Origin of the sequence: Streptomyces sp. NPDC050161 (assembly GCF_044460025.1) — a bacterium.
Lineage (GTDB): Bacteria > Actinomycetota > Actinomycetes > Streptomycetales > Streptomycetaceae > Streptomyces.
In genome coordinates this window covers 1-23,258 of record NZ_JBITJM010000007.1, presented here as the reverse complement: position 1 = coordinate 23,258, position 23,258 = coordinate 1, and the positions used below count along the sequence as shown (strand labels likewise).

Genomic DNA, 23,258 nt, shown 5'->3' with positions numbered 1-23,258 from the left:
CGGTGGGTCTCACAGAACGACGACCGAGCGGAGCACGTCGCCGCGGCGCATCTTGGCGAAGGCCGATTCGAGGTCCGCGAGGCCGATGGTCTCCGAGACGAACCGTTCCAGGTCGAGCTTGCCGCTGAGGTGCAGGTCGATCAGGACGGGGAAGTCACGGCTGGGCAGACAGTCGCCGTACCAGGAGGACTTGAGGGCGCCGCCGCGCCCGAAGAGGTCGATCAGCGGGAGTTCGATCCGCATGTCCGGCTCGGGGACGCCCACTTGGACCAGGGTGCCGGCCAGGTCGCGCATGTAGAACGCCTGCCGGTAGGTCTCCGGCCGTCCGACCGCGTCGATCACCACGTCGGCGCCGTGCCCCGAGGTGAGCGCGCGGACCGCCTCGACGGGGTCGGTGCCACGGGAGTTGACGGTGTCGGTGGCGCCGAAGCGCTCGGCGGCGTCCAGCTTCCCGCCGTCGATGTCGACCGCGATCACCCGGCGGGCGCCGGCCCGTGAGGCGCCGGCGATGGCGGCGTTGCCGACCCCGCCGCAGCCGATCACGGCGACGGTGTCCCCGCTGCCGACGGCCCCGGTGTGCACGGCCGCGCCGTAGCCCGCCATCACCCCGCAGCCGATCAGGCCCGCGGCTTCGGGGCGCGCCGCCGGGTCGACCTTCACCGCCTGCCCCGCGGCCACCAGGGTCTTCTCGGCGAACGCCCCGATGCCCAGGGCGCAGGTGAGTTCGGTGCCGTCCAGCAGGGTCATCGGCCGGGCGGCGTTGCGGGAGTCGAAGCAGTACCACGGCCGGCCGCGGCGGCAGGAGCGGCACTGGCCGCAGGGCGCCCGCCAGGCGAGCACCACGTAGTCGCCGGGGGAGAGGTCGGCGACACCGGGCCCGACGGCCTCGACGGTGCCGGCCGCCTCATGGCCGAGCAGGTAGGGAAAGTCGTCGCCGATCGCGCCGTCGCGGTAGTGCAGGTCGGTGTGGCACACCCCGCACGCCTGGACGGCCACGAGCACTTCGCCGGGACCGGGGTCGGGCACGAGGATCGGCAGCACCTCGACGGGCGCGCCTTTTTTGACGGCGATGACGGCGCGGGCTTCGTGCGGCATGTCTCACTCCTAAACAGCACCTGCGTCAGGGCAGGGCGGATGCGCGCGTGGAGTCGGCACGGATGCCTGTGAGGGGTTGGAGTGGTGCGCTGCAAAAGAGAACGGGACGGCGGCGGGCGGCTCTCCGCCCACCCCCTGTGTTGCCCATGACGCGTTGCGTTGCGCCATGGGAGACATGCTGGAAGTCCGTCACCGATCCGTCAAGAGGTGACTTTTCCCGGTGTGGTCCGACACGCCGTCAACCCGCGTAGCCCATCCGCCGGGAGAGGTCGGCCGCCGCCTTGGCGGATCGTTCCGCCAGCTCCGGCAGCAGTGGCCGCTCCATCCGGTAGGCGGGCCCCGAGACGCCGATGGCGCCGATCACCGCGCCGTCGTGCGCCCGCACCGGCGCCGCCACCGCGTTGAGGCCGATCTCCAACTCCTCGGTGGAGCAGGCGAATCCGTCGTCGAGCGCGCCGGCCAGCTGTTCGCGCAGGCCGCTCGGTGTGGTGAGCGTGTACGCGGTGAGCCGCGGCAGCTTGCGCCCCACCAGGCTCTCCCTGCGCTCCCGTGGCAGATGCGCGAGCAGCACCTTGCCGCTCGCGGTGGCGTGCAACGGGGTACGCCTGCCGAGCCAGTTGTAGGCGGTGACCGCCGCCGCGCCCCTGGCCTGCATGATGTTCACCGCCGCGTCGCCGTCCAGGACCGCGATGTTGGCGGTCTCCCCGGTGTCGTCGGCGAGCGCCCGGCACACCGGCTGGCCCTCCTGCGAGATGTCGAGCCGGATGGCCGCGGCGCCCGCCAGGCGCAGTACGCCGGCGCCCAGGAAGTACTTCCCGCGCTCCTTCTCCTGCTCCACCAGGCCGCGGTTCTCCAGGACCCCCAGGATCCGGAAGGCCGTCGACTTGTGGACGCCCAACTCCTCGGACAGCTCGGTCACTCCGGCCTCGCCGAGGCGGGCGAGGATCTCCAGCACGCTCACCGCGCGGTCCACGGACTGGACGGATCCCGCCCCTCCGCGCCGCTCGTCGGACCGGTCGTCTGCGGTATCGCTCGTGTTCGACATGGGTCTTCGTGTCACCACCCGGTGGCCCCTGAGGGGCACGTCTGAGGGCATCTGCCGGGAGGCTCTTGACGGCCCGCTCCCCGGCTTGGATTCTGTTGCGCATCGCGCTCTGCGATGCGTTATTCAAAACGCCATGATACCGATCAGCGCGAGGGGGGCCAGATGATTCCCGTCTGCCGTATCGAAGACCTGCCCGTGGGCGAGTCCCTGCGGATCACCGTCGACGACCACACACCCGCGATCGCCGTCTTCCACGCGGAGGACGGTGAGTTCTACGCGACGGACGACATGTGCAGCCACCAGGACGCCTCGCTCTCCGAAGGCTTCGTGGCGGGCTGCCACGTCGAATGCCCGCTGCACGCGGCCCTGTTCGACCTGCGCACCGGGGCACCGGCCTGCCTGCCGGCCCGCCGCCCGGTGCGCACACATGGCGTCACCGTCCTGGACGGCGTGGTGCACCTGCGGCCCGCCGTGCGCGAAGAGGCGGTGGCCTGAGCGCGGGCCGTCACACGGGCGCGCGGTCGACCCGGGGCGGTCCTTCCCGCTTCTTGCTGCGGGCCTGCCTGCGGGCCTCCCGCCGGGCCTGCCGGCGTTCGCGGCGCAACTGCCGGGCCGTACTGCTCGGCTGCGACTGCACGCCGTGCCGCTGCACCCACACCTGCCGGGTCACCCAGACGTCCAGCACCGCCCAGGTCGCGACCACGGTGCTGGCGACCGTGCTGATCACCGCGGGAAAGGCCAGCCAGGAGCCGGCCAGCGTGCTCAGGAACGCCACCATCGCCTGGATCAGGGTGACCGCCACGATGAGCACCGCGCGCACCGCGGCGGTACGCACCGGGTCGGCCATCCGGCGGCGGGCGGCCGGTTCCTCCTGCCACAGCGGGCGATTGCCGGATTCCGTCAACGCGTCACACTCCCCGTACCCTCGCGCCTGTCCCGACCCCGGCTGTGCGCCCGGCGCACGCCAAGGGCCGCACCGCGTTCCGCGTGCCGCCCCCCGGGGTCCGCCGCCATCGTCGCCCAAGGGTGCGCCGCCGTGTTACCCGGGGTGGAGGAATTCCGGCCAGACACCCGGCTGTCGGCCGGATAGTGGCGGGAGTGTGGTGGCCCGATGCGCGGGTGGCTTGTCCGGGAATCGCCGGACAAGCCGTGACGATCCCGCCGGGCGCCAGGAGTAGACGTCTGGCCAGGTCTTCGGGTTGACCGTCAGGCAGTAGTAGGCTCGCGCCGTTTGTTGACGGAACACCACCCCCGTGGGCCGGGGTTGACTAGGGGAGGCCATGCGCTTTCGCGGGAAGTCGATCCGTCGGAAGATCGTGGCGTTGCTGCTCGTGCCGCTGGTGTCCCTGACGGTCATGTGGGCCTTCGCGACGTACGTCACCGGTCGCGATGCCAACCAGCTGCTCGAAGCCGGCCACGTCAACCATGCGCTGGGCGGTCCGGCCGATGAGGTCGTGCAGGACCTCCAGCGCGAGCGCAGACAGAGCCTGATGTACCTCGCCGACCGGCGCGACGCGGACGCACTCCCGCAACTGCGGCAGCAGACCCGCGCCACCGACGAGTCCGTGGCCCGGCTGCGCGCCGGAGCCGAGGACCCCGACGTGCGCGACGACCTCGGCGGCGCCGCGCGCCGCGCGATGCGCACCGCCGTCCAGGAGCTGTCCCAACTCCCCGCCCTGCGCGGCCAGATCGAGAACAACACCGTCTCCCGCGACGAGGCGTTCGCCGCCTACAACGGCATGGTCGACCCGCACTACGACTTCATCGTCGCGCTGCACGCGCTGGAGAACGTCGAACTGGACAAGCAGGGCCGCGCGCTGGTCACCGTCACCCGCGCCCGCGAGTCGCTCTCCCGCGAGGACGCGCTGATGTCGGCGGCGCTGGCCTCCGGCAGCATGAGCAAGAGCGACCTGCGCACGGTCTCCGACGAGGTCGCCGCCCGCCGGGTCCTGTACCGCACCAGCCTGCCCCTCCTGCCGCCCCGCGACCGCGGCCTCTTCCAGGACTACTGGCGCTCGCCCGCGACCGGCGAACTCGAAGGGTACGAGAACACCGCGATCGGCGCGGGCGCAGCCGCCGCGCCGAAGGCACTCAACGCCGAACGGTGGGACACCGAGGCCACCAGGGTGCTCGACGACCTCCAGCGGATGGGCAAGGAATCGACCGAGCGCTTCCGGAGCCGGGTCAGGCCGGTCGCGCTCGCCGTCGTGGCCAAGGCGGTGATCGCCGGCGTGCTCGGCTTCGTCGCCCTGCTCGTCTCGCTCATCGTCTCCTTCCGCATCGGCCGCCGGCACGTCAAGGACCTCACCCGGCTGCGCAAGGCCGCGCACGAGGTCTCCGGCGTCCGGCTGCCCAGCGTCATGCGGCGGCTCGCGGCCGGGGAACAGGTCGACGTGGAGACCGAGGCGCCCCGGCTGGAATTCGGCCAGGACGAAACGGGACAGGTCGGCCAGGCGCTCAACACCCTCCAGCGGGCCGCGATCGAGGCCGCGGTCAAGCAGGCCGACATGCGCCGCGGCGTCTCCGAGGTGTTCGTCAACCTCGCCCGCCGCAGCCAGGTGCTGCTGCACCGCCAGCTCACCCTCCTGGACGCCATGGAGCGGCGCACCGAGGACACCGACGAACTCGCCGACCTCTTCCGCCTCGACCACCTCACCACCCGCATGCGCCGGCACGCGGAGGGCCTGGTGATCCTCTCCGGGGCGGCGCCCTCCCGGCAGTGGCGCAAGCCCGTCCAGCTGATGGACGTGGTGCGGGCGGCCGTCGCCGAGGTGGAGGACTACGAGCGGATCGAGGTGCGCAGGCTGCCCCGGCTCGCGGTCGACGGGCCCGCGGTCTCCGACCTCACCCACCTGATCGCCGAACTCCTGGAGAACGCCACGGTGTTCTCCCCGCCGCACACCGCCGTCCAGGTCGTCGGCGAACGCGTCGCCAACGGCTTCACCGTCGAAATCCACGACCGCGGCCTCGGCATCGCCCCCGACCTGCTGCTCGACGCCAACCTCCGGCTCGCCGAGACCCCCGAGTTCGAACTGTCCGACACCGACAGGCTCGGCCTGTTCGTGGTCAGCAGGCTCGCCCAGCGGCAGGCCGTACGGGTGTCACTCCAGCCCTCGCCGTACGGCGGCACCACCGCCGTGGTCTTCATCCCCGGCACCATCCTCACCGAATCGGGCCCGGGTGGCCGCGGGGACCGCGAGACGGCCCGCGTGGAGCCGGCGGAAGGACCCGACCTGCCCGCGCTGGAGCCGGTCACGGGAAAGCTGGGTGCCCCGTCGCAGATGCTGGGGCGGCGCGCGAGCCGCGTCCCCGCACTCGACGGTCCGGTCGAACTGGAGCCGCCGCTCGGCGCGGACGAACTGGACCGCCTCGACGACGAGGACGCCCTCTTCCGGGGCAGGTCCAGGGGCCGCGGCCGGCGCGGCGCGGCGGCGCCCACCGGACCCACCCCGTCGCCCGGCATCGCACCCGTGCCCCATCTCGCCGCCGCCGAACAGCACCAGCAGGCCGGCGACCGGACACCGGGCAGCGGCCCCGCCCCGCTGCCGCGCCGCCGCCCCCGCCCGCCGGTGCTGGTCTCCGACCACGGCCGTACGGTCGAGGACGGCGAGACCCGCGCCCGGAGCGGCGGCCCCGCGCGCCCGGAGCCCGAGCCGGCCGACCGCGCTCCGCGGGCGGCCGACGAGGGCGGCGGCCGGACGCCGGACGGCCCCGCACCGGACCCGCAGGCGGGCGGCCCGCCCCGGCAGCGGCCCCCGGCCACCACACCGGGCGGCCTGCCCCGCCGGGTCCGGCAGGCCAGCCTCGCCCCGCAGCTCAAGGCCGACCCCGCACAGCAGGCCGAAGAGGAACGGCGGGCGGCGCAGGCGGACGACGACCGGGACGCCGAGGCGGTGCGCGCCAGAATGGCCTCGCTCCAGCGCGGCTGGCAGCGCGGTCGCCGCGACAACGAAGAGTCCGCAGCCGCTGACGGCAGCACGGACGACCACGCCACCCAGGACGGCAGCGCGGACGGCAGTGCCGCACGCGAAGGCGACGGCGGGGGCACCACAGCACCAGGAACCACACCGGGAGGGGACGGCCCATGACCGCACCGAAGGCAGCAGCCGCCAGCGCATCGGCCTCGCAGGGATCGGGGGAGCTGAACTGGCTCCTCGACGAGCTGGTCGAGCGGGTCGGCAGCATCCGCAAGGCACTCATCCTCTCCAGCGACGGACTGGCCACCGGCGCGTCCAAGGACCTCACCCGCGAGGACGGCGAGCACCTGGCCGCCGTGGCCTCCGGATTCCACAGCCTGGCCAAGGGCGTCGGCCGGCACTTCGACGCGGGCCGGGTCCGCCAGACCCTCGTCGAGCTGGACGACGCGTTCCTGTTCGTCAGCGCGGCGGGCGACGGCAGCTGCCTGGCCGTCCTGGCCGAGGCGGAGTCCGACGTCGGCCTGATCGCCTACGAGATGACGCTGCTGGTCAAACGCGTGGGTACGCACCTGGGCACCGCGCCCCGGAGCGAGCTCCCCACCAGCGGGTGACGACGGTGAGGTCATGAGCGATCAGGACGAGCGGGCCGTGCCCCGTGGCGGTACGGCCCGTTGGTTCGACGACGAGGCGGGGCCCGTCGTCCGCCCGTACGCGATGACGCGCGGGCGCACCCGTACGGCGGCCGAGGGGCGGCTCGACCTGATCGCGCTGGTGATCGCCGAGAGCCGGGCTGACGACACGGTCGGCGATCAGATGCTGTCGCCCGAGCACGTCGACATCGTCGAGCTGTGCCGGCAGGCGCCGCTGTCGGTCGCCGAGCTGGCGGCCGAACTCGACCTTCCGGTCGGGGTCGTCAGGGTGCTCATCGGCGATCTGCTGGACGCGGAGCTCGTGCACGTCAGCCGCCCGGTGCCGCCCGCCGAACTGCCCGACGAGAAGGTGCTGCGCGAGGTGATCGACGGCCTGCGCGCCCTCTGAGCCGCCCGGCGTGCCCGACGCCCGTGCCGCCCCTCCGGAACCGCCGGAGCGGCGGCACGGGCGTTGTGCGTGGTGGCCCGCCCACGGCCCGACGCGCCTGCGGCCCGGGGGCGTTGAGCATCGGCCGCCACCTTGTTACGGTCCTGTTGAGCATCGGTCAACAAGAGGAGAGTGCCGTCATGGCCACGGATTCGTCGCCGCACCCCTTCGAGCGCCTGGAGATCCGGGTCGGCCCGTACACCTACGACGCCCTGGCCGCCGGGCCCGCCGACGGTGAATTCGTCCTGCTGCTGCACGGCTGGCCCGAGTTCGCCGACTCCTGGTCCCAGGTGCTCCCCGCCCTGGCCGCGGCCGGCTACCGCGCCGTCGCCGTCGACCAGCGCGGCTACTCGCCAGGCGCCCGCCCGGCGCAGGTCACCGACTACGCCGTGCCCGAACTGGTCGCCGACGCCCTCGCGTTCGCCGACTCCCAGGGCGCCGGCCGCTTCCACCTCGTCTCCCACGACTGGGGCGGCCTGGTCGCCTGGGCGCTGGCCGCCGCGCACCCCGACCGGCTGAAGTCGCTGACCGTGCTGGCCACCCCGCACCCCGTGGCACTCGGCCGGGAGGCCGCCAAGGGCACCGACCAGTACAAGCGGCAGGACTACGTACGCCTCTTCCGCACCCCCGGCGGCGTCGCCGAAGAGACCCTGCTCGCCGACGGCGCCGCCTGGCTGCGCGCGGCCTACGGCGGCAAGGTGCCCACCGCGCTGGTCGACGCCAACATCCGCAGGCTCTCCGAGCCCGGCGCGCTGACCGCGACCCTCAACTGGTACCGCGCGCCCGAGGAGACGCTCGTGGTGCCGGCCGGACGGATCTCCGTGCCCACCCTCTACATGTGGGGCAGCGAGGACATCGCGCTGGGCCGTGCCGCCGCCGAGGCCACGGCGGAGTGGGTGGACGGTCCTTACCGCTTCGAGACGCTGGAAGGCGTCAGCCACTGGCTGCCCGAAGAGGTCCCCGACCGGGTCAACCCGGCGATCGTCGAGCATCTCGGCCGGTACAGCTGACCCGCAGCGGGCCGGGGCACGGCGCCTGCCCCGGCCCGCACGGCCCGCCGTACACTGCGGGCATGTCCGGCAAGCGCGTCACCCGCCTCACCCCCGACCAGCGGCGCGAGCAACTGGTCGGCATCGGTCTGGAGATGCTCGCCGACCGCTCCTTGGACGAACTGTCCACCGACGAGGTGGCCCGCCGCGCAGGGATCTCCCGCGGCCTGCTCTTCCACTACTTCGAATCCAAGCGCGACTTCTACCGCGCCGTCGTCCGCACCGCCTGCGCCCACTTCACCGACGCCACCGAACCCGACCCGGGACTCGGCCCCGTCCCCTGGGTGCGGGCCTTCATCGCCGGCTTCGTGGACTACGTCCTGGAACACCGGCAGATCTACCTCGCCCTGGTCCGCGGCGCGGCCGGCAGCCACCCCGCGGTCACCGACATCCTCGGCGAGACCCGCGACGTACTCGCCCGGCGGCTGTGCGAGGGCCGGCGCAGGCTCGGCATGCCCGACACCCCACGCAGCGCCGTGGCCTCCCGCGCCTGGATGGCGTTCGCCGAGGAAGCGGTCATCAGCTGGCCGTCCGGGGAGGCCGGCGGCCGTGACGAGCTGTGCGCCTTCGTGGAGTCCGGCCTCGTCGGCCTCCTGGACGTCCTCGACCGGGACCGTCCGGCGGTACTCGGGCCGCGCTGACTTCCGGCCCGCGCCCCCCAACCCGCCGTACATCACGCCCCTTTCGGGGCACTTGGGGCGTCAGGACCGGCCGTCCGGAATCCGCTCCGCACCTCAAGTGGGCGTCAGGGGGCGCACGTTGTACGGTTCCCTTGCAGCCGCAGGCCGGTCACCTGCCCTCGCCGCTCGTGCGCGAGGTCCGCTGCACACACGGCACTACGGGAGAAGAGGCCCATGGTCTTCGGGCGTTCTGAGCGCCGCAGGTCCGCCGCCGTCGATCCGATGACGCTCAAGATCCTGGTCGCGGGTGGTTTCGGCGTGGGCAAGACGACGCTGGTCGGCGCGGTCAGCGAGATCAAACCGCTGCGTACGGAGGAGCGGCTCACCGAAGCGGGCCGTCCGGTCGACGATCTCGACGGAGTGGAGAGCAAGACCACCACCACCGTCGCGATGGACTTCGGCCGGATCACCGTCAACGACGAGCTGGTCCTCTATCTCTTCGGCACACCGGGGCAGGACCGCTTCTGGTTCCTGTGGGACGAGCTGGCGCTCGGCGCGCTGGGTGCCGTCGTCCTCGCCGACACCCGCAGACTCGCCGACTCCTTCGCCGCCATCGACTACTTCGAGCGCCGCGGCCTGCCCTTCACGGTCGCCGTCAACTGCTTCGACGACGCCGACCACCACCCGCCGGACTCGGTGCGCGACGCGCTGGACCTCGACCCCGAGGTGCCGGTGATGCTCTGCGACGCCCGGCACAAGGAGTCGGTGCGCGACGTGCTGATCGCCGTCGTCCAGCACGCGATGGACGTCAGCTCCCGGCAGCAGGAACCCGCACTGCCCTGACGGCCGCACGGGCACGGCCCGTACCCCGCCGTCCGAGGTACGGGCCGCGCGTCCGCGGTCCGGCCGCCCCGGATGCGGCGCCGACCGGCACCGGAAGTGTTGACCGGCCGTGCGGGAGCGTCAAGGCCCGGCGCAGCGCGGGGCGTTCCGCACGGCGCGGCCCGCGGCTTCAGGCGGACCCCGACACGGCCCCTCGCCGATCCGCCCGCGCGTCCTCCTGCTCGCCCGCGGGCGCACCGTCCCCGCCCGCCGGGCCCGGCACCCGCGCGGGTGTACCACGCCGCGTCTCGAACCGCTCCGAGCCCGGCCTGCCCACCACCCAACTCGCCCCGGACAGCGCCTTCGCCGCCTTCTTCAGCGGTGCCAGCGCCGCTGCCGCCTGCTGGTGGCCAGGCACGCCGCCCGGCGGGCACACCACCGTCGCCAGCGACAGCGTCACCGGCGCGCCGCCCGCCGACCAGGCGACGTCCAGCAGCGCGGCGGCGAACGGCTCCAGACCGCCGGGCTCGGCCAGCACCAGGAAGTCGTCGCCGCCGATGTGGCCCACCCGGGCGTCCGCGTCGTGCCCGGCGACCTCGGCGAGCGCCCGCCCCACCGACCGGATCAGCTCATCGCCTGCCGCGAACCCCGCCCCGTCGTTGACCTGCTTGAAACCGTCCACGTCCACCCAGCTCAGGGCGAACGGCCGCCCCGCGGCGATCCGCCGGTCCACCTCGCCGTTGACCGCGTCGGAACCCGGCAGCCGGGTCAGCGGATTGAGCCGCGCCGCCTCCTCCACCCGGCTCTCCGCCAACGCCCGCAGAATGTCGGCCAGATGCACCACGCCCATGCACCGGCCCCGCTCGTCCACCACCGCCACGTCGTCGCCGGTACGCACCCGGTCGCCGTCGGTGATCACGTCCAGCACCTCCCAGGCCGTCGCCCCCGCGCCCACCGTGCGCGGCCGGTCCGCCAGCCGCAGCGCCGGACGGTCCGCGTACAGGGCGTGGCCGTACCGCGCCGACAGGGACAGCAGGAAACGGTCCCGGTCCACCGCCCGTACCGGCACCCCGTCGGCATCGACCAGCAGGACGCCGGACACCTCGGGGAAGGCGGTGAGGTGGCTGCGCACCGCGCCCGCCGACGCGGACATCGGCAGCAGCGCGGCGGGCTGGAGGAACTGCGCGACCGGCGGCCCCGAAGGCGCACCGTACGGCGCGGCGGCGACCGTGGCGGGCGCGGACTCGGCGGGCGGCAGGTAGACATCGGCGGCCGGGCGCCGGGCGGGCGGCGCGAACAGGTTGCCCTGCGCCAGCTGCACCCCGGCGTCCCGCACCGCGGCGTACTGCCGCTCGGTCTCCACCCCCTCGATGGCCAGCAGCCCGCCGGTCTGTTCGCACAGCCGGCCCATCGCGGCGACCACGGCCCGCGCCCCGGCGTCGTCGGCCAGGCCCGCGCACAGCGAGGCGTCGAGCTTGACGAGGTCGGGCGCCAGCTCGCCGAGCAGCCGCAGCGGGAGATCGCCGTCGCCGACCCCGTCGGCGCAGATCCGGTACCCCTCGTCGCGCAGCTCCGCGACCCCCGCGAGCAGCGCCCGGTGCGGTACGTACGTGAAGGGACCGACGAGGTCGAGGGTGATCTCCCACGGCCGCCGGCCCGCGTCGTGCACGGCCTTGCCCAGCGCCGTCAGCCCCGGCAGCTCGGCCACGGTCGCCGCGAAGACGTTGACGTGCAGCGGCAGCAGGGTCTCCTGGCGGGCCGCCGACTGCACGGCGAGGCCCGCCAGTTCGGCGTCGACGTCGGGGGAGCGGCGCGCCGACGCCAGCACGTCACCGCACTCGGGGCGGGCGAGTATCTCCAGCGCGGCGACCGAGCCGGTCGCGAGGTTCACCACGGGTTGGAAGGCGAATCGGAGCTGGTCCGTCCAGGCAGGCACGGCAGCAGCATGCCGCGTCCCCGGCCCGTCCCGTGGCCGGTTCACGCACTGTTCACGGAGGGTTTCGCGGGGTGTGCGATGCGGCCACCGCACCATCGCATCATCGGGAGGCGGCCATGGATCAGCGGACCGCGACGACCGCCGAACCGTGCCCGAACAATCCCTGATTGGCCGTCATGCCGACGCGGGCGCCCGGCACTTGGCGCTTTCCTGCCTGTCCGCGCAGCTGCCTGGTCAGTTCGCAGACCTGGGCGATGGCCTGTGCGGGCACCGCCTCGCCGAAGGAGGACAGGCCGCCACTGGGGTTCACCGGCAGCCGCCCGCCGAGCGCCGTGGCGCCCTCCCGCAGCAGCTTCACGGCCTCACCGGCGGCGCACAGGCCCAGGTCCTCGTACCACTCAAGTTCCAGCGCGGTGGACAGGTCGTAGACCTCGGCGAGCGAGAGGTCGTCGGGGCCGATGCCGGCCTCCTCGTACGCGCCGCGGGCGATCGAGGCGCGGAAGCCGGTCGCCGGTTCCGGTACGGCCGCCGCGGAGTCGGTGGCGATGTCGGGCAGATCGAGGACGGTGCGCGGGTAGTGCGGGGTGGCGGTGGACACCGCGCGGATCCGCACCGGGTCCGTGGCGCCGTGCCGGCGGGCGAACTCCATGCTGGTCAGCACGAGCGCGGCGGCGCCGTCCGAGGTGGCGCAGATGTCCAGCAGGCGCAGCGGATCGGCGACCACGGCGGACGCGGCGACCTCCTGGGCAGTGACCGGTTTGCGGTAGCGGGCGTACGGATTGGCCGCGCCCGCCGCCGAGTTCTTCACCTTGACCTGCGCGAAGTCCTCCGTCGTATCGCCGTACAGCGCCATCCTGCGGCGCGCGTACAGGCCGAAGTAGGCGGGGTTGGTGGCGCCCAGGACGCGGAAGCGCAGCCAGTCGGGATCGTCGGGGCGCTCGCCGCCCGCGGGGGCGAAGAACCCCTTGGGGGCGGCGTCGGCGCCCACCACGAGCGCCACGTCCGCCATCCCGGCGAGGATCTGCGAGCGCGCGGTGTTGATCGCCTGCGCACCCGAAGCGCACGCCGCGTAGACGCTGGTCACCCTGGCGCCCTGCCAGCCCAGGGCCTTGGCGAAGGTGGCGCCGGCGACGTATCCGGGATAGCCGCCGCGTACGGTGTCGGCCCCGACCACGCTCTGGACGGCCTGCCAGTCGAGCCCGGCGTCCGCGAGCGCTTCGCGCGCCGCCTTCGTCCCGTACTCGACGAAGCTGCGCCCCCATTTGCCCCACGGGTGCATGCCCGCGCCCAGCACCGCCACGTCGCCCGTCATGACGCCTCCCCGGAGTGCGCCGCCGCGGGCCGCCAGTGCCAGGTCGTCCAGGTGATGTCGGCGTCCTCGTACAGCACGCCCGGCACCAGCTCGACCTCGGATCCGACCGGCAGGTCCGCCACCGTGACCCCGGGCGCCGCCTGTCCGAGCACCACCATCCGCTCGGCGGCCAGCTCCACCGCCACCAGCGTGTACGGCTCCCAGGGGGTGTCCGGATCGCTGGGGTAGGGGGCGGGCGGACGGTAGCGGCCGTCCGTGCAGGACCACACCGTGCCGTGCCGGGAGAGCGGCACCTCGTCCAGGACGACTCCGGCGCAGCCGGGGTTGCGGCAGAAGGAGTCCTCGCGTGGGAAGAACACCGCGCCGCAGTCCCGGCAGCGCGTTCCCCGCAGCCGGAAATCCGCCGCGTCCTGATCGAACCAACCCGCCACCACGGGTTTGCGTAGGCGTGGCACGGCGCCCCTCCCGGTGCTCGGCACAGATTCCTGACGATGCGTCAGGAGTGTGGCACGCCGCCGCCCGCTGCGGAACCCCGGCCGCCGCCGCTCACCGCCCGCCGAGCGAGAGCCACGACACCGGGAAGTCGAAGTAGGTGTCGGGGAACGTCTCCGGCGTGAAGGTGTAATGCCACCATTCGTACGGGTAGTTGACGAAACCGGCCCGTTCCATGCCCTTCTTCAGCAGCATCCGGTTCGCCCGCTGCTTCCCCTTGATCCGCGGATCGAGGGTGTGCGCCAGGGTGTCGAAGCAGTCGAAACCGGTGCCCATGTCCAGGGAGTTGTCCGGGAAGCGGGTCGCCTGCGGCCCGTAACAGGGGGACAGCGGCTCGCCGGGGACGTACGGCCGGGTCGGGAGCGCGGGCAGCGGCACCAGCGTGAGATCGACGGTGCTGCCCCGGCTGTGCCCCGACGTCTCGTCGATGTACCCGTCCCTGAACAGCGTCGACTTGTCGACGCGCGGATAGAACTCGCCCTTCATCCGCTGGTCGCCGAGGTCCTTCGCCCAGGCCACGAAGTGGTCGACGGCCCGCTGCGGGCGGTAGCAGTCGTACACCTTCAGCGAGTAACCGCGCCGCAGGAAGGACCGCTGCGCACGGTGCAACGCACGCGCCGTGTCCCGCGTGACGAGGCACACCGGCGCGCGGTACCCGGTCACCCGCACCCCCATGAAGTCGTGCGGCGTGAAGTACCGCATCTCCTGGATGATCGTCGGATCCACCGCGCGCAGCGCGACGAACTCCTTTGGGGCGCGGGGCTCCGCGTCCGGCCCCCGGACCTCGTGCGCAGAACCTGCGGGGCGCACGGCGGCAGTGGCGGCCACCGCACTCGACGGTACGGCGGAGACGGTCAGCGCGGCACAGACGGCAACGGCGAGCCCGCGCAGCGCGGCGGCGGCTCCCGGCCGGAAGAGACTTGGCATGGACATCATCTAGCAGCCGGACCGGCGCGAAGGGAACCCCCGCTCACCCGGCAGCCCGGACGGCGCGAGGGGAACCCCCGCTCACCCGCCGGCCCGGACGGCGCAAGGGATACCCCCGCTCACCCCGCCACCCCGCGCACCCGCACCCGGTATCCGGCGGGGCTCCCGTCCTGCCGCTCCACCACCACCCGCCCGTCCTCAAGCCGCGAAACGAACCGCTCGATGACCGGCGGACGCCCCCCGCCGGCGTCCGCCGCCACCGTCCCGCCGCCGTTGCGCCCCGCGGCCGGCGCCCACACCTCCAGCTCCGTCCCGCCGTCCGCACCCGTCACCGGCAGCACCGCACCCGCCCGCGCCAGCACCGGTATCCGCGACAGCGGCGCATCCACCCGCACCTGTCCAGGACCTTCGTACGCCCGCCCGGTCGCGGTGTCGTACCACCGGCCCCGCGGCAGCCGCACCGCCCGCCCGCCGCCGCCCGGCTCCAGCACCGGCGCCACCAGCAACGCGTCGCCCAACAGGAACACGTCCCCGCAGTCCCGCAGCGCACGGTCCCGCGGCGTGTGCCACCACACCGGACGCACGTACGGCGCGCCCGTCAGCCGCGCCACCTGCGCCAGCGTCTCGAAGTACGGCAGCAGCCGCTCCCGCTCGCGCAGCGCGGCCCGCGCGTGCGCCAGCACCTCGGGGCCAAAATCCCACGGCTCCCGCCGCCCCGACCGGTCCGCCGCCCGGGTACGGAACAGCGGCAGATACGCGGCCAGTTGGAGCCGGCGCAGATACAGCTCACGGGACGGCACGGCCGTCCCGCCGGCATCGGGCCCGCTGTAGGGCACCCCGCACAGCCCGAGACCCAGCACCAGCGCCAGCGACGCCCGCAGCCCGGGCCACCCCGTCGCCACGTCCCCCGGCCACGCCCCGCCGAACCGCTGCATCCCCGCCCAGCCCGACCGGGAGAACAGGAACGGCCGCTCATCGGGCCGCAGCGCGCTCAGCCCCTCGTAGCAGGACCGCGCCATCTCCAACGCGTAGACGTTGTGCGCCTCCCGGTGGTCACCGCCTCTGCCGTCCAGCGCGTGCCGGGCCGAACGCGGCAGCGTCGGCTCACCGAACGCCGCGAACGCCGACGGCTCGTTCATGTCGTGCCACACCCCGGAGAACCCCTGCTCCAGCCGCTCCGCGTACAGCCCGCCCCACCACCGGCGCACCGCGGGATCGGTGAAGTCCGGGAACACCGACGCACCTGGCCACGCCACCCCCCGCACCTGACGCCCCCGCGCGTCCCGCACGAACGCCCCCGCCGCCACCCCGCTGTCGTACACCGGCTCACCCGGCTGCGCCCTGACCGCCGGATGCACCACCGACACCAGACGCACCCCGTCCGCCCCCAACTCCCGCGCCAGCCCCGGCAGATCCGGGTACCGCTCCCGGTCGACGGTGAACACCCGGTGCCGGTCGTGATGACCGATGTCCAGATGGACGGCGGACAGCGGCAGACCGCGCTCCCGGTACCCCGCCACGACCCGCCTGACCTCAGCCGCCCCGCCGGCCCCCTGCCCGGCGCGCTGATGCCCCAGCGCCCAGCGCGGCGGCACCGCGGCGGCGCCCGTCAGCGCCGCCCAGCCCAGCAGCACCCGGGCCGGGGTGCCCGCGAGCACCCAGTACCGCAGCGGCCCGCCGTCCATCCGCAGCGCGCAGGCCCCCAGCCGGTCGTGCCCTGACCCCGCGCCCTCCCGGCCCTCGCGCAGCGTCACCCAGCCGTCCCAGGAGTTGTCGTGGAAGACCAGGTGCGTCCCGGCGTCCGCGACCACCAGCTGCACCGGCATGGTCAGCGACAACGGCACATCGTCGGGGCCCGACGTGTCACCGGGCCCGGTGTTCCACAGCCGGTACGCACCGTCCCGCAGCCGCGGCCCGCCCGCCCGGCCGCCCAGCCCGAAGAACCGCGCGTCGGCGGCCACTTCGGAGCGCTGCACCCACCGCGAGCCGGTCGCCCGCTCCGCGGCACCGGGGGGCGCACCGTTCGTCCCGGGGGTGCCGTCCGTCCCGGGGGTGCCGTCCGTCCTGGAGGTGCCGTCCGCCCCAACTGCCCCGTCCGCCGCAGCCCCACCGGCCGCACCCGCCCCCGCGACCTCACCGGCTCCTTGAGGACGGCCTGCCTCGTCCACCCCGTCCGCCCGATCCCACCACCGCGGCGGCAACTCCCGCCGCAGCAGCGCCCCGCCCGGCGTCCGCACCTCCACCGCCCCGTACCGGGAGACCGCCACCATCACCCGCTCGGACACCACCCGCCAGCCGCCCTCGGTGTCCGGCTCCAGCACCGCCCGCACGTCCGCCTCAGGACACGCCGCCAGCGCGTACGAAGGCTCGGGCCCCGCGCCGTCCCAGCCGCAGAACACCGCGCCGCCCGTCGCCACCCGCACCCGCAACGACGACCGCGCGAAATGGACCAGCCCGCCCCCCGGTTCCGGCTCGGCACCCCGGGCCTCCCCGGGCACCCGCGCCCGCTCCCGCCCGTTCCGCGGCAGCGCCACCGCATCCGCCCGTCGCCGCTGCCACGCCGCCCGCACGGACCGCAGCCCCTGCGCCGCCCCGACCGCCCGCACCACCCGTACCGACCGCACCAGATCACGCCCGTTCATGCTGCTCACACTGTCATCGCCGCCGCCGCGCGAAGGCGTCGTTCAACTGTCGTTCACCTGAGAGACCACCAACCGCCGCCCGGTGGCCGAAACCCCCCACACGACGGCCCCCACCCACCACAGGAATCCCGCGCACCACCCCCGCAGCGCCGCCGTACGACCCCCATCCGCACACCGTCCGACCAGGCCCTGAGCCCACCGCCGCGGCACCCGCTAGACCCCCCGATGCCAGGCCCACCCTGGTGCGCAAGTCGATCACATGGCATCGTCCTGGCAAGCCGCGTCCCGCGCACACCCCCGCCGTGCGCGACCGACGCCCACCACGCGCATCGCCCGGGAGCCGCATCATGACCACCGCACCGCAGCCCGCCTCGCAGCCACGCCCCCTCTGGCAGCCTGGCCAGGACCGCATCGCCGGGGCACAGGTCACCCGCTTCCAGGAATGGGCCGCCACCCACCACGGCGCGCCCGCCGTCACCCCGGGCGACCCCGCCACGAGCTACGCCGACCTGCACCGCTGGTCCGTCGAAGCGCTCCCCGCCTTCTGGCAGGCCGTCGCCACCTGGTTCGACGTCCGCTTCAGCACCCCCTACGAGACGGTGCTCGCCGACGACGCGATGCCCGGCGCCCGCTGGTTCCCCGGCGCCACCCTCAACTACGCCGAACACGCCCTGCGCACGGCCGACGACCCGGAGCGCGCCACCACCCCCGCCCTGCTGTACGCCGACGAGACCCTGGAACCCGCCCCCGTCAGCTGGGCCGAACTCCGCGCCCAGGTGGGCTCACTCGCCGCGGAACTCCGCGCGCTCGGCGTCCGTCCGGGCGACCGCGTCAGCGGCTACCTCCCCAACATCCCGCAGGCCGTCGTCGCCTTCCTCGCCACCGCGGCCGTCGGCGCCGTCTGGACCTCCTGCGCCCCCGACTTCGGCGCCCGCAGCGTCCTGGACCGCTTCCAACAGGTCGAGCCCGTCATCCTGTTCACCGTCGACGGCTACCGCTACGGCGGCAAGGAACACGACCGCCGCGACACCGTCACCGAGCTGCGCGCCGAACTCCCCACCCTCCGGGCCGTCGTCCACGTCCCCCTCCTCGGCACCGAAGCCCCCGAAGGCGCCCTGAACTGGTCGGACCTGACCACGAACGACACCGAACCGGTCTACGAACAGGTGCCGTTCGACCACCCGCTGTGGGTCCTGTACTCCTCGGGCACCACCGGCCTCCCCAAGGCCATCGTCCAGTCCCAGGGCGGCATCCTCGTCGAACACCTCAAACAGGCCGGCCTGCACTGCGACCTCGGCCCCGACGACCGCTTCTTCTGGTACACGTCCACCGGCTGGATGATGTGGAACTTCCTCGTCGGCGGCCTCCTGGTGGGCGCCACGATCGTGCTCTACGACGGCAGTCCTGGCCACCCCGACATCGCCGCCCAGTGGCGGGTCGCCGAACGCACCCGCGCCACCGTCTTCGGCACCTCCGCCGCCTACGTCATGGCCTGCCGCAAGGCCGGCATCCACCCCGCACGCGACCTCGACCTCTCCGCCATCGGCTGCGTCGCCACCACCGGCTCCCCGCTGCCGCCCGACGGCTTCCGCTGGCTGCACGACTCCTTCCAGGAGGCGGGCGCCGACCTCTGGACCGCATCCGTCAGCGGCGGCACCGACGTCTGCAGCTGCTTCGCGGGCGCCGTCCCCACCCTCCCCGTGCACATCGGCGAACTCCAGGCCCCCGGCCTCGGCACCGACCTCCAGGCATGGGACGCCCAGGGCAAGCCGGTCATCGACGAGGTCGGCGAACTCGTCGTCACCCGCCCCATGCCCTCCATGCCGATCCGCTTCTGGAACGACCCCGACGGCAGCCGCTACCACGACAGCTACTTCGACATGTTCCCCGGCGTCTGGCGGCACGGCGACTGGATCACCCTCACCTCCCGGGGCAGCGTCGTCATCCACGGCCGCTCCGACTCCACCCTCAACCGCCAAGGCGTCCGGATGGGCTCCGCCGACATCTACGAAGCCGTCGAACGCCTCCCCGAAATCCGCGAATCGCTGGTCATCGGCCTCGAACTCCCCGACGGCGGCTACTGGATGCCGCTCTTCGTCCACCTCGCCCCCGGCGCCACCCTCGACGACGACCTGCGCACCCGCATCAAACAGACCATCCGCACCGAGCTCTCCCCGCGCCACGTCCCCGACGACATCATCGAAGCGCCCGGCGTCCCGCACACCCTCACCGGCAAACGCATCGAGGTCCCCGTCAAACGCCTCCTCCAGGGCACCCCCCTCGACAAGGCCGTCAACCCCGGCTCGGTCGACGACCTCGAACTGCTCCGCTTCTACGAGCGCATCGCCCACGACCGCAGCGCCAACGACCGCGCAAAGTAACGGCCCCCGGCGCCACGACCGCCATTGTCAGACCCCCCGATTACTCTCAGTGACAAGTGAAGTCCGCGGCGGCACCACCCGCCGCCGCGGACACCCAGCTCACCGAGGGGGAGTCATGACATCCACATCCGGGCCCGCCGACCACCGCGCCCACGACCTGCTGCGCCGCGAAGTCCCCAGCACCGCGGCCGTCCTGGCCGACGAACAGGACTTCGCGGCCATGCGCCGCTACCGCACCTTCCCGTTCGACGACCACGCCGGCTACCTCCAGCAGATGGAGACCCTGCTGCGCACCCTGGCCTCCCAGGGCGTCCGCACCACCCTCGCCCTCTTCGACCCGGACGCCTACGACACCTACTGCGACGACCTCGGCCTCGACCCGGACCGCACCGACAGCCGGGCCCGCTACGCCGCCGAACTCGCCGGCGCCGGCGCCACCCTGCCCTACGCGGGCGAACCCCTCGCCCAACTCCTCCCGCTGCTCATCGAAGAGGCCGACCGGCAGGCCACCTGGGAACAGGCATCCGCGTTACTCGCCCGCAGCGGCACCTGCGAGGAATGCGGCGAAGACCTCGCGCACGCCGCCTTCGCCCGCGCCACCGCCGTACTCAAACAACTCCTCGAAGGACTCGGGGACGGCACCCACCACCTCGTGTGCAGCATCCCCGCGGGCGACCCGCAGCTCCTCGCCGTCCTGCACACCACCGCACTCGAAGGCGGCAGGCAGCACCTCTCCGAATCACGGACCCTGATCTTCTGCACGGTCCTGGCCGCCGGCATGGCCCTCGGCACCCCCGGCGGCATCGTCTCCCGCAGCACCACCGCCGACACCACCCCCGGCCTCCCGCCCGACGCCACCCGCGACACCGTCCGCGGCTGGTCCCTGCGCGACGGCTGGCCACGCCCGCTCACCGCGGCCCAGGTCTTCACCGCCTACTGCACCGACGCCGACACCGGCGAACCCATCCCGCCCGAACACCGCGTCGACCACGCCGCCGGCCTCCCCCTCACCCCGCCACCCGAGACCCACCGGCACCACTGACCCCCAACCACCGCCGCCCGTACGGCAGATGGCCGCCCCGCCACACAGGGCGGGACGGCCATCGGCACCGGAACGCGACGCTCACGCCGCCCGGCATCACTCTCCGGAGAGCACCGCCTGCGCCGCCGCCCGCGCGTCGTCGGCGGTGTCCGCGGCCCGCGCCGCCGCCGCAGCACGCTCACACTGCGCCAGCGTGTGCTTCGACAGCGTCGACCGCACGTAGGGAATCGACGCCGCACCCATGGAAAGGCTGGTGACACCGAGCCCGGTCAGCACACACGCCAACAGCGGATCGGCAGCCGCCTCACCACACACACCACAGCTCTTGCCCTCGGCCTTCGCGGCCTCGGCCGAAACCGCGACGAGATCGAGCAGCGCCGGCTGCCACGGATCCTGAAGACGCGACACCGCACCGACCTGACGGTCCGCCGCGAAGGTGTACTGCGCCAGGTCATTCGTCCCCAGTGAAAGGAACTCGACCTCCTGCAGAATCGACCGGGCCCGCAGCGCGGCGGACGGAATCTCCACCATCGCCCCGAACTTCGCCTGAAGACCGGCCTCCCGGCACGCGTCGGCGAACGCCTTGGCGTCGGTACGGTCCGCCACCATCGGCGCCATGACCTCAAGGTAGACCGGCAGCCCCTCGGCCGCCTTCGCCAGCGCGGTCAGCTGGGTACGCAGCACGTCGGGGTGGTCGAGCAGCGTCCGCAGCCCCCGCACACCCAGCGCGGGGTTCGGCTCGTCGCCCGGCGTCAGGAAGTCCAGCGGCTTGTCCGCACCGGCATCCAGCACCCGCACCACGACACGGCCCTCGGGGAAGGCCGACAGCACCTTGCGGTACGCCTCGACCTGCTTGTCCTCGGACGGCGCCTTCTTGCTGTCGTCCAGGAAGAGGAACTCGGTACGGAACAGACCGACACCCTCCGCCCCCGCCTCGACCGCCGCCGGCACATCCGTAGGCCCGCCGACATTCGCCAGCAGCGGCACCTTGTGCCCGTCCGATGTGGCACCCGGACCGGACGAAGCCGCCAGCGCCGCCTTACGCGCCGCAGCCGCCTGCTCAAGCCCCGCACGCTTCTCGGCACTCGGCTCGACGAAGATCTCACCGGTGCTGCCGTCGACGGCGATCACGGTGCCCTCGACCAGCTCACCCGCGCCCGGCAGCGCCACCACGGCCGGCACCCCCAGCGCCCGCGCGAGAATCGCGCTGTGGCTGGTCGGCCCGCCCTCCTCGGTCACGAACCCGAGCACCAGCGCCGGGTCGAGCAGCGCGGTGTCGGCCGGCGCGAGATCCCGCGCGATCAGCACATACGGCTCGTCGCTGTCCGGCACCCCCGGCATCGGCACACCCAGCAGCCGCGCGACGATACGGTTCCGCACGTCGTCGAGGTCGGCGACCCGCCCCGCCAGGTACTCGCCGGCACCCGCCAGCAGCGCCCGATAGGCGGCGAACGCGTCGTACACACCACGCTCGGCCGTGCTCCCGACCGCGATCCGACGCTCGACGTCGGCCATCAGCTCCGGGTCCTGGGCCATCATGGCCTGCGCCTCGAGCACGGCCTGCGCCTCACCCCCGGCCAGGTTTCCCCGCGCGATCAGGTCCGCGGCAACAGCCTCAACGGCCTGACGGGCACGCCCCTGTTCGCGCTCCGCGTCCTCGGCCGGAATCTGCTTGGCCGGCGGTTCGAGAACCGCCGTACCCATGTGCCGCACCTCGCCGATCGCCACACCATGGCTCACGCCGACGCCTCGCAGCGTTGTCTCCATTTCACCCGTCTCCGGTTGATGCGGCGATACGCGCCGCCGCGGTGGATGTCGTAACTGCCGTCGCAGGACGGCCCCCGGCTACTGCCAGGAGAAGAGCGTCTCGCCCGCCTTGATCTCGCCGTCCTCACGGACCTCACCGAGCGAGTCGGCAGCGGCCTCCAGCGCGACGACCGGGCACACCGGCGACTTGCCGGCCTCCTCGACCGCGGCCGGATTCCAGCGCACGACCGCCTGGCCGCGCTGAACGGTGTCGCCCTTGTTGACGAGCAGCTCGAAGCCCTCGCCGTTGAGCTGGACAGTGTCAATACCGAGGTGCGTGAGCACCCCGTGGCCGGCGGCGTCCACGACGACGAACGCATGCGGGTGCAACGAAACAATGACGCCGTCAACGGGTGAGACGGCCTCGGACGGCTCGCGCACGGGGTCGATGGCGGTACCGGGGCCCACCATCGCGCCGGAGAAGACCGGATCGGGCACAGCCGCGAGTCCGATGGCACGTCCGGCAAGCGGGGACGACACGGTGGTCATGGGAAGCCTCCCAGGGGTGGAGATTCATCAGGCCGCCGTCACTACCTGTCCTGGACGGCGCACCGCTCAGAAGCGTAAGTCATAAGAACTGACGGTTCCGCATGAGCAACACCGCCCACAGCCCTCTCCGCCGCCGCTTCTGAGCACCCCATCGATTTGCCTCGCCCCAAGCGGGCCTGTACTGTCTGAGACCTGCCCCGGAAAGCCAACACCGCAGACAACTGCGGTCGGCCAAATCGGCAGCAATCCTTCGAATCATGATTCGGAATATCGAATCAAGCTTCTGCATGTCTGCAGAAAGACAGTGATTTCGAAAGGCTGGAAAGCGAAAGCCGGAAGGCCAACCCCGCTCCAACAGGGGGCCGGATACGGAAACGGATCTGGTAAGGTTGGAAACGCGAAAAGGCCGAAAGGCCGGATCGCACCGGCGAAAATCAGGACCGCGAGGATCTGATAGAGTCGGAAACGCAAGACCGAAGGGAAGCGCCCGGAGAGCCTGGTGAAACAGGCACAAAGGAAGCGTCCGTTCCTTGAGAACTCAACAGCGTGCCAAAAGTCAACGCCAGATATGTTGATACCCCGTCCACTTCGGTGGATGAGGTTCCT

Annotated in this window: 19 protein-coding genes; 9 read left to right on the top strand and 10 right to left on the bottom strand. The window is 73.2% G+C overall.

What is annotated here, in order from left to right; translation table 11 throughout:
* Positions 1-9 precede the first annotated feature (9 nt).
* Together ACIBK8_RS14440 and ACIBK8_RS14435 are read right to left on the bottom strand one after the other, a co-directional pair.
* Positions 10-1,095, bottom strand: a complete 1,086-nt coding sequence (locus ACIBK8_RS14440) for an S-(hydroxymethyl)mycothiol dehydrogenase (protein WP_399042098.1) — start codon at positions 1,093-1,095, stop codon at positions 10-12.
* A gap of 238 nt (positions 1,096-1,333) precedes the next feature.
* The gene (locus tag ACIBK8_RS14435; protein WP_399042097.1) at positions 1,334-2,140 is read right to left on the bottom strand and encodes an IclR family transcriptional regulator; all 807 of its coding nucleotides are present in this window, start codon (positions 2,138-2,140) and stop codon (positions 1,334-1,336) included.
* Between the two features lie 162 nt (positions 2,141-2,302).
* On the opposite strand from ACIBK8_RS14435, the gene ACIBK8_RS14430 reads away from it, so the two are divergent.
* Positions 2,303-2,635, top strand: coding sequence for a bifunctional 3-phenylpropionate/cinnamic acid dioxygenase ferredoxin subunit (locus tag ACIBK8_RS14430; RefSeq protein ID WP_399042096.1), 333 nt, complete (start codon positions 2,303-2,305; stop codon positions 2,633-2,635).
* A 10-nt stretch (positions 2,636-2,645) separates the two neighbouring features.
* Here ACIBK8_RS14430 and ACIBK8_RS14425 read toward each other — a convergent pair whose 3' ends face one another.
* Positions 2,646-3,164: a hypothetical protein gene (locus ACIBK8_RS14425; RefSeq protein ID WP_399042095.1), complete on the bottom strand. Its 519-nt coding sequence runs from the start codon at positions 3,162-3,164 to the stop codon at positions 2,646-2,648.
* Positions 3,165-3,420: 256 nt separating this feature from the next.
* On the opposite strand from ACIBK8_RS14425, the gene ACIBK8_RS14420 reads away from it, so the two are divergent.
* The 6 genes from ACIBK8_RS14420 (at position 3,421) to ACIBK8_RS14395 (ending at position 9,646) form a co-directional block, all read left to right on the top strand.
* Positions 3,421-6,228 carry a nitrate- and nitrite sensing domain-containing protein gene (locus tag ACIBK8_RS14420; RefSeq protein ID WP_399042094.1) on the top strand — a complete coding sequence of 936 codons (2,808 nt, stop codon included), beginning with the start codon at positions 3,421-3,423 and terminating at the stop codon, positions 6,226-6,228.
* Entirely contained in the window at positions 6,225-6,668 is a 444-nt protein-coding gene (locus ACIBK8_RS14415) for a roadblock/LC7 domain-containing protein (RefSeq protein WP_393688376.1), read from the top strand. Before ACIBK8_RS14420 ends, ACIBK8_RS14415 begins: the two co-directional genes overlap by 4 nt.
* A 13-nt stretch (positions 6,669-6,681) precedes the next feature.
* A complete protein-coding gene (locus ACIBK8_RS14410; protein WP_399042092.1) occupies positions 6,682-7,095 on the top strand; it encodes a DUF742 domain-containing protein in 414 nt (137 codons plus the stop codon).
* Between the two features lie 179 nt (positions 7,096-7,274).
* On the top strand, positions 7,275-8,144 hold the full coding sequence (locus ACIBK8_RS14405) for an alpha/beta fold hydrolase (RefSeq protein ID WP_399042091.1): 870 nt from the start codon (positions 7,275-7,277) through the stop codon (positions 8,142-8,144).
* Positions 8,145-8,206: 62 nt separating this feature from the next.
* Entirely contained in the window at positions 8,207-8,824 is a 618-nt protein-coding gene (locus ACIBK8_RS14400) for a TetR/AcrR family transcriptional regulator (RefSeq protein WP_399042090.1), read from the top strand.
* A 213-nt stretch (positions 8,825-9,037) separates the two neighbouring features.
* The gene (locus ACIBK8_RS14395) at positions 9,038-9,646 is read left to right on the top strand and encodes an ATP/GTP-binding protein (RefSeq protein ID WP_393688368.1); all 609 of its coding nucleotides are present in this window, start codon (positions 9,038-9,040) and stop codon (positions 9,644-9,646) included.
* A gap of 169 nt (positions 9,647-9,815) precedes the next feature.
* Here the strand turns inward: ACIBK8_RS14395 and ACIBK8_RS14390 are convergent, their stop codons facing one another.
* The 5 genes from ACIBK8_RS14390 to ACIBK8_RS14370 all read right to left on the bottom strand — a co-directional run bounded on the left by ACIBK8_RS14390 (position 9,816) and on the right by ACIBK8_RS14370 (position 16,934).
* Complete coding sequence (locus ACIBK8_RS14390) at positions 9,816-11,561, bottom strand: EAL domain-containing protein (protein WP_399042089.1); 1,746 nt, start codon at positions 11,559-11,561, stop codon at positions 9,816-9,818.
* 121 nt (positions 11,562-11,682) lie between these two features.
* Positions 11,683-12,873, bottom strand: coding sequence for a lipid-transfer protein (locus ACIBK8_RS14385; RefSeq protein WP_399042088.1), 1,191 nt, complete (start codon positions 12,871-12,873; stop codon positions 11,683-11,685).
* Entirely contained in the window at positions 12,870-13,328 is a 459-nt protein-coding gene (locus ACIBK8_RS14380) for a Zn-ribbon domain-containing OB-fold protein (protein WP_399042087.1), read from the bottom strand. Before ACIBK8_RS14380 ends, ACIBK8_RS14385 begins: the two co-directional genes overlap by 4 nt.
* 91 nt (positions 13,329-13,419) lie before the next feature.
* Positions 13,420-14,292 carry a M15 family metallopeptidase gene (locus ACIBK8_RS14375; protein WP_399042086.1) on the bottom strand — a complete coding sequence of 291 codons (873 nt, stop codon included), beginning with the start codon at positions 14,290-14,292 and terminating at the stop codon, positions 13,420-13,422.
* Positions 14,293-14,411: 119 nt separating this feature from the next.
* A complete protein-coding gene (locus ACIBK8_RS14370) occupies positions 14,412-16,934 on the bottom strand; it encodes a glycoside hydrolase family 31 protein (protein WP_399042085.1) in 2,523 nt (840 codons plus the stop codon).
* A 347-nt stretch (positions 16,935-17,281) separates the two neighbouring features.
* On the opposite strand from ACIBK8_RS14370, the gene ACIBK8_RS14365 reads away from it, so the two are divergent.
* Positions 17,282-19,315, top strand: a complete 2,034-nt coding sequence (locus ACIBK8_RS14365) for an acetoacetate--CoA ligase (protein ID WP_399042084.1) — start codon at positions 17,282-17,284, stop codon at positions 19,313-19,315.
* 115 nt (positions 19,316-19,430) lie between these two features.
* Positions 19,431-20,357 (top strand): hypothetical protein, encoded by a 927-nt coding sequence (locus tag ACIBK8_RS14360; protein WP_399042083.1) that lies wholly within the window; start codon positions 19,431-19,433, stop codon positions 20,355-20,357.
* Positions 20,358-20,453: 96 nt separating this feature from the next.
* Here the strand turns inward: ACIBK8_RS14360 and ptsP are convergent, their stop codons facing one another.
* Both ptsP and ACIBK8_RS14350 read right to left on the bottom strand, forming a co-directional pair.
* A complete protein-coding gene (gene ptsP, locus ACIBK8_RS14355) occupies positions 20,454-22,124 on the bottom strand; it encodes a phosphoenolpyruvate--protein phosphotransferase (RefSeq protein WP_399042082.1) in 1,671 nt (556 codons plus the stop codon).
* A 78-nt stretch (positions 22,125-22,202) separates the two neighbouring features.
* Positions 22,203-22,652: a PTS glucose transporter subunit IIA gene (locus ACIBK8_RS14350; protein ID WP_399042081.1), complete on the bottom strand. Its 450-nt coding sequence runs from the start codon at positions 22,650-22,652 to the stop codon at positions 22,203-22,205.
* Positions 22,653-23,258 lie beyond the last annotated feature (606 nt).